A 15,122-nucleotide genomic window follows, 5' to 3' on the forward strand; every position below is an offset into this window, starting at 1 on the left:
CAATTTGGCCACTGCAGGATAAGATTTTTTAATCCGGAATTTTCAAATCACCCGGAGGCAAGCCCTTTTCTAAAAAAAACGCGGGTTTAATAGCGGTCGCTTTCATTCCGGGGGCACTTCTACGGGTTGTAGTATCCCTCAGTTTACATTAAGTTAATATACGGGTAACATTCTCTTAATATACTCAAAATAGCTTCGCAAAAAATTTTAAACATGACCAGATTTTTTCGAGGGCTGATTTTGCTTATGGGTATTTCTTTATTTAGCCCCGCACTCCTGAATGCTCAGGAAACAACAGCTACCTTTTCAGGTAGAGTGACAGATAATAAGGACAATGCCATAGGTTCAGCAACGATCACCATCAAACATGAACCAACGGGTTTTGAAACTTCCACACAAACGAACAGCAGAGGTTTATTTACAATCCCGAATTTAAGGCCGGGCGGCCCTTATACCGTCACCTTTTCTTTCGTAGGATTCGAAAAAAAGGAATTCAGGGAAGTGACCCTCACCCTCGGGAACAATCCCGATATTCAGGTAGTCCTGAACCCCAGCAATACCAGTCTGGAGGAGGTTGTAGTTACAACCAGCCGGAGAAGGCAGTTGGGTGGACTGACTGTAGACAGAAATAAGATGAACCTCCTTCCTTCCATTGGCCGTAGTATTACGGACTTCACCAGGCTGACACCTCAATCCAATAACAACTCCTATGCAGGAACAAATTTCAGGTATAACAACCTTACGATTGACGGCGCAATCAACAACGATGCCATCGGTTTCAGCAACTCTTTTGGTGGTGTCAGCGGTGGCGGGCAATCAGGCGCAGCAGGATCTGGCACGCGGACAAACCCTTACGGTCTGGACGTTATTCAGGAAGTACAGGTGCAGCTTTCACCCTATGATGTAAAACTGGGAAATTTCACCGGAGGATCTGTTAACGCCGTTACCAAAAGCGGGACCAATACATTCCACGGATCTGTTTACGGATACGGACGCAACTCGGCACTGACAGGCAAAAGCGTTGACGGTGCAAAAACAAAAATGGGATCCGAATTTTACGACTATCAATGGGGACTTACAACGAGCGGACCTATCGTAAAAAATAAAGCATTCTATATTTTAAACTATGAGCAAACCCGCAGGCAGGAACCCTCATTTTATAATGCCGGTGATCCGGGAGCTGCCATCAGTGCAGGTGACGCATCTGCTATCGCTAATTTTCTGAAAAGTAAATTCAACTACGATGTTGGCTCCTACATGGGCGCTTACAAAATATTCACAAGAAGTGACAAATTATTTGGTCGCTTTGATTTTAACCTGAACAGCAAAAATACACTTACCCTCCGCGGCATCTACACGAACGGATGGGGTAATAACCTGGAACGGACTTCAACAAACTTTCAGTTTGGTTCTACCGATTTCACCCAATACACCAAGAACCTGAATCTGACAACAGAACTTAAAACAAAATTTTCAAATACGCTTAACAACCAATTCAATGTCAGCTATGTCAATGTGCACGAATACAGGGATTTTCCAGGTACTCTTTCACCGTTCATGGACATTGGCGGCGGAGCAGCATGGGCAGGTACCTGGCGTGAGGCTTCCATCTATAATATGAAACAGCAAACGATTGAGCTGAGCGATAATCTTACCTGGACCAAAGATATTCATAAGTTTACCCTTGGTACACATAATGAGTTTTATAAACTGACCTATGGATTTATCAACTCCTGGAACGGACGTTGGGAATATAAGAACCTGGCAGACTTTCTTGCAGAAAAACCCAGCCGGATCCGTGGTGCGTATTCCATAAGCCCTAATCACCCCAACACACGGGATGACCTCTATGGAAATCCGCCCAACCCCTATAACGTTAACCTGACCAGCTTATACCTGCAGGATGAGATCTCGGTGACAAACCAATTCAAATTGACACCAGGCCTGCGCCTCGATTATCCTTTCCTGAACAAGCAAATCCCCGTAGACAAGGATTTTGCAACAGCAAAGAATAACCATTCACACCCGACCTATTCCAACACGCCTTTTAATGAATTTACCAACAAGTGGCTGGGTACGCCCACGCTTTCACCGCGTATCGGTTTTAACTGGAACGTGAACGGTGATGGAAATCTGATAGTAAGAGGAGGATCTGGAATATTTGTCGGACGGATGCCATTTGCATGGCTTGGTTATGCAGAGACCCTCACAGGAGACATCTATAACAATATTGACTTCAGGCCAAGCGCCTCCAATACAAAGGGCGGAAATGTGTCTGTACCATTGGCAATAAATCCGCTGAACCTGATGGACACTATTAACGCGCACGCACTTCCTTCAGCGAATGCAGTGAATACCCGTGAGGTAGACGTTATCGACAATCATTTTAAACTCCCCAAGATATGGAGATCTAACCTGGCTGCCGATATTAAGTTTGGACCGGGATATAAACTAACACTCGACGCGATGTACACCAAGACCCTGAAGGATGTTAAATTCCAGCAGATCAACATCAGGGACAGCGTACAATACTTCAACAGTGGCCCGAATGAGTCGCCTGTTTATGTTGGCGGCAAGCTCAACAGCCAGTATTCCAATGTCTATTTGCTCACCAATACCGACAAGGGATATCGTTATAACCTGACAGCCGAGTTGAGCAAATCTTCATTCACTCCGCATAAATTTGTCACCAATTGGAGTGTCGCCTATACTTATGGGGTAAGTAAAGACATCAGTAATGGTATCAGGAATTCATTCCAGTCAAACTTTGAGGTGAACCCGGCAATCATTCCCAATGACGCGCAATTATCCTATTCCAACTTTGATCTGCGTCACCGCTTCGTAGGTTCCTTTACCGGAAGTATGCACTGGAATGAGTCTAATATTTCTTCTATCGCATTCTTTTATGCCGGACAATCCGGTAATCCTTACACAGTGGTTTATAATTCAGGAGGTAACCCTTTTGGAAATGCAGCTAACTCAAACCTGCCCTACATTCCCAAGGACCAGAACGATATAAAGCTGGCCGACTATACGCGCCACGGAAGCACTTACACAGCCGCTCAACAATGGGCTGACCTGAACAAGCTGATCGATGGAGATGCTTATCTTAAAACCAGGAGAGGTAAATACGCAGAAAGGAATGGCCTCAGAACCCCATGGAATCATAGTCTGGATATGAAAGTCATGCACGAGTTCAAATTAGGAAAAAACAACAACCATTCACTTCAACTGAGCCTGGATGTTCTGAATGTCCTTAACCTGATCAACAACGACTGGGGTCATATTTACTTCGTTACGAACATCAATAACTATACGGTCAACCTGCTGACCTTTGTTAAGGATGCAAACGGCGTGAACCCCGGCAAACCAAGTTCAGGATATCAGCCAACGTTCAATTTCAATAAGCCGACTGGATTGAACGACCACTATTATACCGTGGATCCGCTGAACAGCCGTTGGCAAGGTCAGTTTGGTATCAAATATAGTTTCTAGCCAGTCGACTGCCTGATCACCAATAAGACAGGCAACTAGCTAAAGAAGATAGCACCAGGGTTAGTTCGCTAGCCACTACACATAATACAAAAGGCGTCATCAATAAAATTACTGATGGCGCCTTTTTTCTGTTCGCGGGGTTTCTGCTGAACCGTTTGCATTTGAAGATCGTTTATCTGGTGCACTTTTCGCCAACAGGGGAAATTACGCACATGGAAACAAAACGGTATATGGGAGATAAAGTTCGCGAGACCTGGATTGGCAAAACCTCTGCTTACCAGGAAATAAACGGGGTACAGGTCCCGACAATGATTGAAGCCATCTATCAATTAACAGAAGGTGATTACAGCTATGCCAGGTTTCATATAACTGAAATCGACTATGGAATCCCACATTTATTTTAGACGATTTAAATAATCCCCGCTCTTCAAGCATTTTGCAGCAATGCGGATTCATTCTGAACCCTTTGTCCTCCTACAGTGAAGTGAATAAGTAATTAGCAAACATGAATTACTGAATATCAGTGTGAAAGATCTAAATAAATTAATTGATTTGTTTTTTGAGTTTTTTTGTGTTATTTTTAATAAATAGATCATCGCGATTTAACGATAAGTAATCTATCTTTAGAAAAAAGACGTTTCTACGCACTCCCTTGTCAAACCTTTTCATTCACTCAAAACCCTGAAACATGTACCCAGACAAAAACATTGAGAATCTCAAAGTCACTTCAGGAGAAAGGACTTACCACATCGAAGTCAAGCTTGCAAAAAACGGATCAAAATATCTAAAGGTCAGCGAAAGCAAGCAAATGGAAAATGGTCTTCATGAACGGCATCAGATCATGGTCTTTCAACAGGATATTCACCTGATTGTTGAAGCATTCCGAAAGGCCCTCCAGCATTTTCCAGAGCACAGGTTACAGACGGATCCAGTTGCTTAAGAGTGAAAACGCGCAGCATTCTGCCGGCATTGCATGGCGATGGGTTTAGCAGCCCCGCTGAGCTATGCCGGTTCTTTTTTTGCGTTATGTCGCTCAGTTAATTCCTCAGTAAGACTTTTCACTTGCCAGTCGAGTTAGTAAATTCTGCCCTGACCGCAGGCAGCAAAAAGAAAAATTTTGGAATTAATGTTCCAACATCTTACCTTCAAGTTGCGGACTTACCGGTACAACATCACCGGTAGTCCTCTCGAAAAAATATTCATACCATGTTCGCACATGGGTGCTGAATCAACAAGACAATTTTTGCAACCTAAAAAACACAACGATGGCACTTAAAACAGCAGTCGGTATGATCGCCGAAGACAACCTGGCAAAAAGGCTTTAAAAATTCACCAGTTAGTGATCTCAAAAAATCACGCCATACCTGAAAGCAATGGCGATCAGTTTTGGGAATCCGAAGGATACAATTCATCCCTTAAAACACCACTATATGAAACGGAAAAATTTTCTTTTGGCGGTCCTGATACCTGTCGCCCTCCCTCCATTAATCAGGGGCAGAGTCTTCAGTAAACCCAGAACCGGCAGGGGCTTTAAAGTCAGTGCAGGCGAGGCCAGGTTTGGGAAGCGTATTACTATGAAGGGCATTACCCCGAACACGCTTGATATAAAGATCTCTGCCAAGGATACTGATGGGGAGCTGGCTGTATTTCAGCAAACCGGCACGGCAAGCAAGGGTGGCCCCCCGCTGCATATTCATCCGTACCAGGACGAATGGTTTTATATACTGGAAGGGAAATATCAATTCCAGATAGGAGATGATAAATACAGTATGCAAAAAGGCGATACGATATTTTTACCCAGGAATGTTCCACATGCCTTCGTGCAGCTTACACCGCAGGCAAGCGTAATTGTATCTTATTTACCCGGGGGGAAAATGGAAGCCTTTTTTGAAGCCACATCTAAATGGGAGACTCCTCCTTCAAAAGAAGAAATTGTACAAGTTTTTGCAGACCACGATATGAAAGTGGTCGGACCGCCTTTACGTGTGGATTAAGCAACCTTTTTTTTCTTCTGCGCTTGACCGGCCCCTGAAGCCGGATTTATATAAATCATCTGGTCCCTGTGGACAGACTGCGCCGGCTTAGGTTTGCCGGTCATATGAATTAAGGCTAATTTTCCAGGAACAGTTTTTCAAGTTCCAGCGGAGCTACATATTGTCCATTCTGGTAAACACGCATGTTTCCGCCGGATATTTCGTCGATGAGCATGATATGACCTGATTGGTCGTGACCAAATTCCAGTTTGATATCATACAATTCCAGTCCCTTTCCAGCCAATTCATCCCGGATCATATCACAGATCCGGCGTGTCATCTCTTTGAGCTGGTTGTACTCTCCACTTGTCAGGATGCCCATCAGGCCGAGGGCGTCTCTTGAAATCGGCGGATCACCTCTCTCATCATCTTTAATAGTGATTTCGATGAACCCTTCCAGAGGCTGACCCTCTTCGCAGTATGATCCGTATCGTCTATAAAAACTGCCGACTGCCCGGTAACGGCAGATCACTTCCAGTCCTTTTCCAAAGACAGTCGCTTTCCTGACCTGGAGTGTTGCATTTTCCATGTCGGCTGAGATATAATGTGTGGGTATACCCCGTCTATTCAGCATTTCAAAGAAATGGCGGGTCATCCTTAGACCTGATCTTCCAGCACCTTCAATCCGCAAGCCAACCGTATTTGCGCCCGGATCGAAGACACCATCAGTGCCCGTTACATCATCCTTAAATTTTAAAAGAACCTGTCCGTCATCAAGTTGAAAGACATCTTTCGTTTTGCCGGTGTAGACTAATTTCATTGCATTCATTTGTCCGTTATAAGTAGTTGTTGTGTTGTCTGAAGCCGAATGTACGATATAATCTGAAATCCAGGATGGATTATAATGCTCGAAAAACAGGTCCTGTACTTCCCGCACGGCTTAGGTCGCTGGTTTGGATTCAGCAGCCCGTTGAGATAGAAATCATGCCTTCGGCATTTTTATAACGCCGGTCAGGAAGGCGATCATATAAACCCGCCAGATCAGGATCGGGAGGGTGAGCCATGCGGCTAGTCTATCGAGCTTGGCAAACTTTTGAATCATGATTATTAGAAATACTAACTGTATCGTTTGCAGCACTACGGTCAACTGCAGCGCGTGGAAATGATAAATTGCAATGCTATGGGCTATATGCAGAGAAAATTGTATAGCGAAAATGAGTAGTGCCACATCCCTTTTCGTTGATTTGTCCATTTCCCAGATTTGGCTCAGCGCAACGCCGAGGGCGGCATACGTGAAAGTCCAGGCCAGCGGAAATACCCATACCTCCGGTGCAAAATTTGGTTTTAAAAGCGACTGAAAATAATCCTGCAATGAGTTTACATTGTTTGTCAGGAATGGTGGGCCAAACAACATGGTCAGCGACACTGAAATGATCAGTTTGGCCGTATTTGAGAGCTTCATACTTCGATGCTATTTGTGTATCTCAGAGGTAAAATGAAATTCAATGTCAGGGTTATTGGCGATTTCGGTATTCAGGAACCATTCACTTTGGGCCAGGTAGACGATATGCCCGTCTTTATCTTCGCCAGTATTAGCTTGTTTAAACCGAGTGAAATCTTCCAGGATAGCGGGATTCTTGCTGTATAACCAACAGGCTTTGTAAAAAGGAAGTGCTCTAAATTCCAGCGAAGCACCGTATTCGTGTAACAAACGGTACTGGATCACTTCAAACTGAAGTTCACCTACACAACCGATTATTTTCCGGTTGCCGCCAAACTGTGTGAAAAGCTGTGCTACACCTTCATCCGTCAGTTGCAGTAGTCCTTTCTCCAACTGTTTGGTTTTCATAGGATCCTTATTAACAACTTCTTTAAAAATTTCAGGTGAAAAAGACGGGATCCCTGTGAAGTAGAAATTTTCGCCTTCTGTCAGTGTATCGCCTATCTTGAAATTTCCTGTATCAAACAGGCCTACGACATCGCCGGGATAGGCGTCATCAATAACGCTTTTCTCGCGGGCCATAAATGAATAAGGGTTGCTGAACCTTACTTCCTTGTTCAACCGCACGTGATGAAAATACTTATTTCGTTCAAATTTTCCACTGCAAACCCTGAAAAATGCGATCCGGTCTCGGTGCTTTGGATCCAGGTTAGCGTGAATCTTAAATACAAATCCACTAAGGTGGTTTTCATTCACTTTTACCACACGCGTAGAAGTCTGCCGGTCCTGAGGAACAGGAGCGATCCGGATAAATGTATCCAGCAGTTCTTTAACACCAAAATTGTTGATCGCACTGCCAAAAAAAACGGGCGACACCTTCGCCGCCAGGTAGTCAGAAACGTTCAGCGCACCATGTACACCGTCCACCAGTTCCACGTCTTCCCTCAACTGGCCCGCGTCTTTTTCTCCCAGTTTTTTTTCGAGCAACGGATCCTGAATATCTTCTATACTAATGAGATCATCCTGTTCTCCCCTGGTATGTGCCGCAAATAACCTGAGGTTCCGGTCGTGCAGGTTATAAACGCCCTTGAAGTCCTTTCCACTGTTGATGGGCCAGGTCATAGGATGCAGAGAAATTTTTAATTCCTTTTCAATTTCTTCGAGGAGCTCGTACCGCCCTTTACCATCTCGGTCCATTTTGTTAATGAAAACGATCACAGGGGTATCGCGCATCCGGCAAACTTCCATCAGCCGCCGCGTTTGTTCTTCCACGCCGTTCACGCTGTCTACTACCAGTACTACGCTGTCGACTGCGGTTAGTGTGCGGAAGGTGTCTTCAGCAAAATCCTTGTGACCTGGGGTATCGAGCAGATTGATGAGGATGTTTTTATACTCAAAGCTCATCACCGATGTCGCCACTGAAATACCCCTTTGGCGTTCAATCTCCATAAAATCCGAAGTGGCAGACTTCCTTATTTTGTTACTTTTTACGGCACCCGCGACCTGTATAGCTCCGCCAAACAATAAAAACTTTTCTGTAAGGGTAGTTTTCCCCGCATCGGGGTGGCTGATTATTGCGAAAGTACGTCTCCTCAAAATCTCATCCTGAAATTTCATAAACCTGCAAAGATAAGAAAGGAATAAGGATTTTTCACCATCCAACGTAGATTGTTTGGTGCCAGGTCATGATTACAGATATGCTTATTTCGGAAAAATAAATTGTTTTTGCACGCCTGAAGCCAGGTCAGTTTCAGTCCCCGATACGAAAAACAGATGATACCGGGTAATGATCAGAAGTATTACCGCCCGCATAATCCGGCACGGCAGAAGTTACATCAGTTCTGATTCTGGCGGAACCCGGTACATACCAGCGGCTCATGATCCGCGTAATGATCTGCTGATCGATCACTGAATTTTCATAGGCGAGCGTGGATTGAAACCCATAGCTGTTCAGGGGCAGGGTGATAGCCTGATACGTAGTACTATCGTGAATGAATAGCTGGTAGGGTGATGGCCTTTTGGGAGTGATACTGCTATTCAGGTGGTCATTGAAATCACCCAGGATAAAGACGGGTTTCCCGGCAAAATACTGGTCGATGCTGTCCTTCAGTTCCCGGGCCCCCAGAACGCGTCTGTTATAGGAAACGGAATCAGCATTAGCTTTCGCATGCATCAGGATAAAACTCATTTTTTTTCTGATGCCATTCACCACCACTTCGGCGTTCAGCAACCACGGAAATCTGCCTGATGCAAAATTCACGAAAGCTGTGGAACTGATACCCATCATTGGGCGGGCAGTTGCTTTCCTGAAAATATTGCGATTATAAACGAAGGCCAGTTTCTGCGAAACCGTTGCATAGGGGCTGATCACATAACCATAATCACTTCCCAATTCTTTCCGTATCAATTTGCCAAATTTTGCTGTATCAACAACTTCGCACAATCCATACAAATCGGCCTGGAGATACTTCAATACTTTCCCTGTGTTGGCTTCCTTCACGCCGGGCGTGGCACCTGGAGGGAGCAGCCCAAACCATTCCATATTCCAGTTGACAATGGTTAGATCTTTATGGTAATCGATCAGATACCGTTCGTCGTCATCAATCGGCTTCGGAGAATCCGGAAGATTTTTTTTGCAGGATGCAAATAAGATCAATAACAAGCATATGATAAACTGACTTCGCAATGGCTATAGGATTATCCATAAAGATAGCAAGTTCTCACCTCGATCGCACGCTTACCCAATAAACGGGTAAACAAAAATAGATACTAGATTTTAAATGCTAGAAACTAGATGATTTAAACTTTCACTGCAGCAAAATGTCTCGATGCAGCAAGAAGTTGCTGAGTGGAACCTAAAATTTGTTGTTGAATGCTAAAATGCATTCTCAGCACCGGAAAACGGATCATCATCTTAGCGTGCGCCGAATAGCAAGCTTCCGATCCGTACCATCGTGGATCCGCTGGAGATAGCAACGCGGTAATCCGCGCTCATTCCCATACTCAAAACCTCGAACGAAGGGAACACCTTCTTCATCTCCTTAAAAATTGCAGCCAGGTTTTCAAATTCCGACCTTACCCGTTCCGTATCATCTGTAAAGCTGGCCATGCCCATCAGCCCGCGAATCCGGACATTGCCAGGATGGATGGTTCCCGATTGAATCCTTTCTGCCAGCACTTTCAATTCAGCAATGTTGAAGCCGAATTTTGTTTCTTCCGTGGCAATATGCACCTGGAGCAGGCAATCGATTACGCAATCTATTTTTTTTGCTTGTTTGTCCAGCTCGAGCAACAGTTTTTCGCTATCCACACCGTGTACAAGGTACACAAATGGGGCAATAAACTTTACCTTATTGGATTGAAGATGTCCGATAAAATGCCACCGGATATCTGAGGGCAGCATAGCAGCCTTATCCACCATTTCCTGCACGTAGTTTTCACCAAAATCCCGTTGGCCCAGATCATAAAGAACCCTGATGTCCTCAGCAGATTTGGTTTTTGAAACGGCCACCAGCGTTGTCTGTGTATCTCGCAGCTCCTTAAGTATCGTTTTGTAGTTTTCCTGATTGACAGCCATTAGGCAAAGATAACCGGTACCGCGAAAAAAGAACGTAAATGGTTGAGGGGCGATGCCCGGCGGGCTTTCAGGATTTGATGAGGTTCCTGCTGATGATCAGTCGCTGCACTTCGCTGGTTCCCTCATAGATCTGGGTGATCTTGGCATCGCGCATCAATCGTTCCACATGATATTCTTTGACATAACCATATCCTCCATGTATCTGAACCGCTTCTGTCGCTGCCCAAATGGCCGTTTCGCTGGCGCTCAGCTTTGCCATCGAAGACGCAAGCGCGTAATCCTGCCCTGTATCTTTCAGCCACGCCGCTTTCAGGCAAAGCAACCTGGATGCTTCGATCCTGAGCGCCATGTCGGCCAGTTTGAAGGCAATCACCTGGTGATTGATGATCTCGGTACCAAATGCCTTTCTGGTTTTCGCGTAACTAATAGACCGTTCCAAAGCTCCGCCCGCGATTCCAAGCGCCTGGGCTGCAATACCGATACGGCCTCCATCGAGGGTCTTCATGGCAAAGGTGAACCCGCTCCCCTCCTCTCCCAGCCTGTTCTCCCTCGGCACTTTTACATCGGTAAACATCACGGAATGGGTGTCGCTCCCCCGAATTCCCAGTTTGTTTTCTTTTGCTCCCACTGTAATACCCGGCCAGTTTTTTTCCACGATAAAGGCATTGATTCCTCTGGAACCTTTTTCGGGATGGGTTTGAGCGATGACCAGGTATACGGATGCACTGTTCCCGTTGGTGATCCAGTTTTTAACGCCATTCAATAAGTAATAATCGCCCATATCTTCTGCTGTCGTATGTTGTTTGGTCGCGTCGCTTCCAGCTTCCGGTTCACTCAGCATAAATGCACCAATATACAATTCACCGTCTTTTTTCCCTCCTGCCAGCGGGACCAGGTACCGCTGTTTTTGCTCCTCTGTCCCAAACTCCTGTAAACCGTAACAGACCAGGCTGTTATTAACGCTCATCACCACGCTGGTGCTGGCGTCCGTTTTGGAAATCTCCTCCATCGCCAGTACATAACTAACCGTATCCATTCCTGCTCCGCCATATTCCGGAAAAACCATCATTCCCAAAAATCCGAGGTCAGCGAGTTTTTTAACTTGATCAATTGGAAAAATTTGCTTTTCATCCCGTTCAATAACGCGTGGCAGGCATTCGTTTAAGGCAAAGTCTCGGGCAGCCTGTTGCACCATAAGCTGCTCCTCCGTAAGCTGAAAATCCATTTTTTGCGGTTTTTAACTACAAATATAATGGCTATCAGTATAAACTAACGTATGTTACCTATCCCCGCTGGCAGGAATCCGAAACCTGGGTCCTCTGCATTAGCCTGATAAAACCTGCGAAGCCAACCGTTAACCTTAAAAATAAATCCCGTCAACCTCAACAAAAAGCTCCCAGACGTGTTACACTTGGGTAAGCTATATTTGGCTTACTTTTGCAAAAATCTGCGGGTAATGAGTAAGATGCATATCATTTTTCTGGTCCTGATCGCTGTGGCTATTGCAGTACTGGTCAGTTTTCTGCAAACCACATCAACTTACGACACGGTTGCAACAGCCAAAGCCAAGCCAGGTAAATTTGTCCACCTGATGGCCCGGTGGGACAAATCGGAACCCCTGGAATACGACGCCATTAAAAATCCAAACTACCTGGCATTCACCGCTGTTGATAGCCTTGGTCAAAAAATACCCGTCGTATACCACAGCCCAAAACCTGAAAACTTTGAACTGAGTGAACGACTGGTCATGAAAGGTAAATACGAGGATGGTAAATTTGTTTGTCAGAGTATTCAGACTAAATGCCCCAGCAAATACAAGGATGAAAACCCCGCCATGCACAAGGGACCTATGCCTCCTTCGCCAAAAACATCCTACCTTCCACAGACACCAGCGGTCGCCAAACAATAAATGATCATGCAATACGTAGGAGAGCATCTGTTTCCCGGCCAGGCCGGTCACTTTTTTGTTGTTCTAGCCCTTGTAGCTTCATTGGTAGCCAGCGTTGGATATTTCAAGGCGACCGGCAGCAGTGACCCCGGCGATAAGCGCGCCTGGCTCAGTATGGCGAGAATCGCTTTTTTTACCGAGACCATTTCAGTGATCGCTATTTTTGCCGCTCTCCTGCACATATTATTTCATCACCTGTTTGAATACAAATATGCCTGGCAGCACAGCAGCCTTTCGCTGGAACCTAAATATATTCTGAGCGCTTTCTGGGAAGGGCAGGAAGGCAGCACACTTCTTTGGACTTTCTGGCATTGTGTACTGGGACTTATCATCATAAAAAGAGAAAAGGAATGGGAAGCGCCGGTTATGGCCATTGTGAGCTTTGCCCAGTTTTTCCTGGCCGCTATGATTCTGGGACTTCAGGTGGCCGACATGAAGATTGGATCGAACCCCTTTGTCCTTCTCCGCGAATCGGGTGTGCTGGATCAAGCCCCGGTTATGCACCTCGGTATGGACCTGAGCCAGCCCATCAGACCCGACTACCTTTCAATGATACACGATGGGAACGATTTAAACCCGCTCCTCCAAAATTACTGGATGGTCATTCACCCACCAGTGCTGTTCCTGGGTTTTGCGTCCGTGCTTATCCCCTTCGCATTTGCGATGGCGGGTTTGTGGACCCGGAATACCGGCGGGTGGGTTAAAAGGGCCCTTCCCTGGACGTTGCTGTCGATATCCGTTCTGGGCCTGGGAATCATGATGGGTGCCAAATGGGCTTACGAGTCCTTGAATTTTGGCGGCTACTGGGCATGGGATCCGGTTGAAAATGCTTCGCTGGTTCCCTGGATGATCCTTGTCGCAGCCATGCACACGATGATCATATTCAAAAAGACCGGCCACTCCCTGCGATCCACTTTTCTCTTCTTTGCACTAGCCTTTATTTTTGTTGTTTATTCCACGTTCCTTACAAAGAGTGGCGTATTAGGTGATGCGTCGGTACACGCATTTGCAGACATTGGCATGAACGGACAATTATTCTTGTTTATGATCGTTTTCACCTGGCTTCCGGCTTTTTTTGCAGCTAAGGCTGGCCGCCAACGCAGGCTAATAGCGGGTATTGTCGTCCTGCTTTCCCTGGCTACTTATTTCCTGACGGATCATGTACCAGGTTTCCCATTATATGTTATCCTGGCCGGCGTAATCACTTTTGTAGTCCTGATGAATCAAGTGGTGCCTGCAGACAAACAGGAAGAAAAAGCCAGCTCCAGAGAGTTCTGGATGTTTATAGGATCCCTGGTATTCTTCCTCGCAGCGATGATCATTATTTTTCAGACCTCTCTCCCCGTATTCAACAAACTCTTTAATCTGAATAAAGCTCCCGGCGAGAGAAGTGAATTCGCATATAACCAAATCCAGATCCTGGTGGCGATAATTGTAGGACTGCTGACCGCCGTCTCCCAGTACTTACGGTTTAAATCTACCCCGAAAGATTTCTTCCTGAAACGGATCGTAAAACCAACAGTTTTAAGTGCCCTCATAGCCACTTTTATCCTGGTGTTCATCAAGATCGAATATAACAAGGAAGGTCTGGGATTTATGATCAACATCTGGCTGGCACTTGTAGCAAGCGTATACGCGGTGGTTGCGAATCTCAACTACATGTTTACCGTCCAGAAGAAAAATCTGTCTAAGGCCGGTGGATCTATCGCCCATGCAGGTTTCGGATTGGTGCTGGTAGGCATCCTGCTTTCATCGGGTAAAAAAGAAGTGTTATCGCTGAACACCAGTGGTATTCCTATCGACTTTGGGGCGCAGAGCAAAGAAAAAACCGGGGAAAATCTCACCCTGGTGAAAAATGTTCCGATGACGATGGGAAAATATAAAGTCACTTACCTGGGAGATTCTGCCCATCCAAAAAAACAACAGACTTATTTCCGGATTGATTTTAAATCCAAAGACGAAAATTTTGTTTTGTGGCCAAATGCTTTTGTAAACTATAAAGGCAACGAGGGGCTGATGGCAAACCCTTCCTCCAGACATTACTGGGACCATGATATCTTCACGTATGTGTCGGCTTTGCCGAATCCTGAAAAAAATAAAGACACAGCCAGTTTTACTTCATACTTGAAAGCTCCGGGTGATACTATCTTTTACAGCAGGGGATACATCATTCTTGAGCGGCTCGTCGGCAAAGATAACCTGCCTGTTTCCGGTTTCGCAAAGGCAGATACAGGCTATACAGCGTCCCTGAAGATTCAGCAGTTGAATGGTCCCTCCTACCAGTCTGATCTGCTCATGATCAAGGGGCGCGATCGCGTTTTATTCCAGTCGCAGGACACTGTAATGACCCAGAACCTGATCCTACAGTTAAATCGGGTAGACGGTCATCGCGCGGATATCGGCGTAAAAGAATCGACCGCTGTCCTGCAGTACGTGACCCTGAAAGCTTACAAGTTCCCGTATATCAACCTGCTGTGGGGAGGCGTGATTCTCACCGTGCTGGGCGGACTGATCAGCATGTTCCACCGGATCGCTCAAAACCGGAAACCACCGCTGGCCGCTAAATAAATATTTGGAAAAACGCCTGAAAATCAGTAGCTTTATAGGTTGGCTTTTTTCAATCGTCATCTCGTTGTAAAGGCTGTATCTATTGGGCTTATCGGAATAGTTTCCCCTTTTTTTAACAGA

At 45.6% G+C, this 15,122-nt stretch carries 12 protein-coding genes; 6 read left to right on the forward strand and 6 right to left on the reverse strand.

Features of this window, described 5'->3' with window-relative positions; translation table 11 throughout:
- Positions 1–213 precede the first annotated feature (213 nt).
- The 4 genes from AC3WS5_RS08590 to AC3WS5_RS08605 all read left to right on the forward strand — a co-directional run bounded on the left by AC3WS5_RS08590 (position 214) and on the right by AC3WS5_RS08605 (position 5,489).
- On the forward strand, positions 214–3,495 hold the full coding sequence (locus AC3WS5_RS08590) for a TonB-dependent receptor (protein WP_492466888.1): 3,282 nt from the start codon (positions 214–216) through the stop codon (positions 3,493–3,495).
- A 161-nt stretch (positions 3,496–3,656) separates the two neighbouring features.
- The gene (locus tag AC3WS5_RS08595; RefSeq protein ID WP_492466889.1) at positions 3,657–3,899 is read left to right on the forward strand and encodes a DUF6920 family protein; all 243 of its coding nucleotides are present in this window, start codon (positions 3,657–3,659) and stop codon (positions 3,897–3,899) included.
- A 284-nt stretch (positions 3,900–4,183) separates the two neighbouring features.
- A complete protein-coding gene (locus AC3WS5_RS08600) occupies positions 4,184–4,435 on the forward strand; it encodes a DUF3276 family protein (protein ID WP_492466890.1) in 252 nt (83 codons plus the stop codon).
- Between the two features lie 490 nt (positions 4,436–4,925).
- The gene (locus tag AC3WS5_RS08605) at positions 4,926–5,489 is read left to right on the forward strand and encodes a cupin domain-containing protein (protein WP_492466891.1); all 564 of its coding nucleotides are present in this window, start codon (positions 4,926–4,928) and stop codon (positions 5,487–5,489) included.
- Between the two features lie 115 nt (positions 5,490–5,604).
- On the opposite strand, the gene AC3WS5_RS08610 is transcribed toward AC3WS5_RS08605, so the two are convergent.
- The 6 genes from AC3WS5_RS08610 to AC3WS5_RS08635 form a co-directional block, all read right to left on the reverse strand.
- A complete protein-coding gene (locus tag AC3WS5_RS08610; protein WP_492466892.1) occupies positions 5,605–6,288 on the reverse strand; it encodes a phosphoribosylaminoimidazolesuccinocarboxamide synthase in 684 nt (227 codons plus the stop codon).
- Between the two features lie 162 nt (positions 6,289–6,450).
- Positions 6,451–6,930 carry a TspO/MBR family protein gene (locus tag AC3WS5_RS08615; RefSeq protein ID WP_492466893.1) on the reverse strand — a complete coding sequence of 160 codons (480 nt, stop codon included), beginning with the start codon at positions 6,928–6,930 and terminating at the stop codon, positions 6,451–6,453.
- Between the two features lie 9 nt (positions 6,931–6,939).
- Entirely contained in the window at positions 6,940–8,526 is a 1,587-nt protein-coding gene (locus tag AC3WS5_RS08620; RefSeq protein WP_492466894.1) for a peptide chain release factor 3, read from the reverse strand.
- 133 nt (positions 8,527–8,659) lie between these two features.
- Positions 8,660–9,565 carry an endonuclease/exonuclease/phosphatase gene (locus AC3WS5_RS08625; RefSeq protein WP_492466895.1) on the reverse strand — a complete coding sequence of 302 codons (906 nt, stop codon included), beginning with the start codon at positions 9,563–9,565 and terminating at the stop codon, positions 8,660–8,662.
- A 258-nt stretch (positions 9,566–9,823) separates the two neighbouring features.
- On the reverse strand, positions 9,824–10,486 hold the full coding sequence (locus tag AC3WS5_RS08630) for a YggS family pyridoxal phosphate-dependent enzyme (protein ID WP_492466896.1): 663 nt from the start codon (positions 10,484–10,486) through the stop codon (positions 9,824–9,826).
- A 67-nt stretch (positions 10,487–10,553) separates the two neighbouring features.
- A complete protein-coding gene (locus AC3WS5_RS08635) occupies positions 10,554–11,711 on the reverse strand; it encodes an acyl-CoA dehydrogenase family protein (RefSeq protein WP_492466897.1) in 1,158 nt (385 codons plus the stop codon).
- 231 nt (positions 11,712–11,942) lie between these two features.
- On the opposite strand from AC3WS5_RS08635, the gene AC3WS5_RS08640 reads away from it, so the two are divergent.
- Both AC3WS5_RS08640 and ccsA read left to right on the forward strand, forming a co-directional pair.
- On the forward strand, positions 11,943–12,395 hold the full coding sequence (locus tag AC3WS5_RS08640) for a cytochrome c maturation protein CcmE domain-containing protein (protein WP_492466898.1): 453 nt from the start codon (positions 11,943–11,945) through the stop codon (positions 12,393–12,395).
- Between the two features lie 6 nt (positions 12,396–12,401).
- Positions 12,402–15,002, forward strand: a complete 2,601-nt coding sequence (ccsA, locus tag AC3WS5_RS08645; RefSeq protein WP_492466899.1) for a cytochrome c biogenesis protein CcsA — start codon at positions 12,402–12,404, stop codon at positions 15,000–15,002.
- The last annotated feature ends 120 nt before the right edge of the window (positions 15,003–15,122 follow it).

The organism is Niabella sp. CPT15-335-S11 (assembly GCF_058792415.1).

Excerpts from the sequence above, each read along its gene's own strand:
- AC3WS5_RS08590 (WP_492466888.1), top strand. The coding sequence starts at position 214 with ATGACCAGATTTTTTCGAGGGCTGATTTTGCTTATGGGTATTTCTTTA.
- AC3WS5_RS08600 (WP_492466890.1), top strand. The coding sequence starts at position 4,184 with ATGTACCCAGACAAAAACATTGAGAATCTCAAAGTCACTTCAGGAGAA.
- AC3WS5_RS08605 (WP_492466891.1), top strand. The coding sequence starts at position 4,926 with ATGAAACGGAAAAATTTTCTTTTGGCGGTCCTGATACCTGTCGCCCTC.
- AC3WS5_RS08610 (WP_492466892.1), bottom strand. The coding sequence starts at position 6,288 with ATGAAATTAGTCTACACCGGCAAAACGAAAGATGTCTTTCAACTTGAT.
- AC3WS5_RS08615 (WP_492466893.1), bottom strand. The coding sequence starts at position 6,930 with ATGAAGCTCTCAAATACGGCCAAACTGATCATTTCAGTGTCGCTGACC.
- AC3WS5_RS08620 (WP_492466894.1), bottom strand. The coding sequence starts at position 8,526 with ATGAAATTTCAGGATGAGATTTTGAGGAGACGTACTTTCGCAATAATC.
- AC3WS5_RS08630 (WP_492466896.1), bottom strand. The coding sequence starts at position 10,486 with ATGGCTGTCAATCAGGAAAACTACAAAACGATACTTAAGGAGCTGCGA.
- AC3WS5_RS08635 (WP_492466897.1), bottom strand. The coding sequence starts at position 11,711 with ATGGATTTTCAGCTTACGGAGGAGCAGCTTATGGTGCAACAGGCTGCC.
- AC3WS5_RS08640 (WP_492466898.1), top strand. The coding sequence starts at position 11,943 with ATGAGTAAGATGCATATCATTTTTCTGGTCCTGATCGCTGTGGCTATT.
- ccsA (WP_492466899.1), top strand. The coding sequence starts at position 12,402 with ATGCAATACGTAGGAGAGCATCTGTTTCCCGGCCAGGCCGGTCACTTT.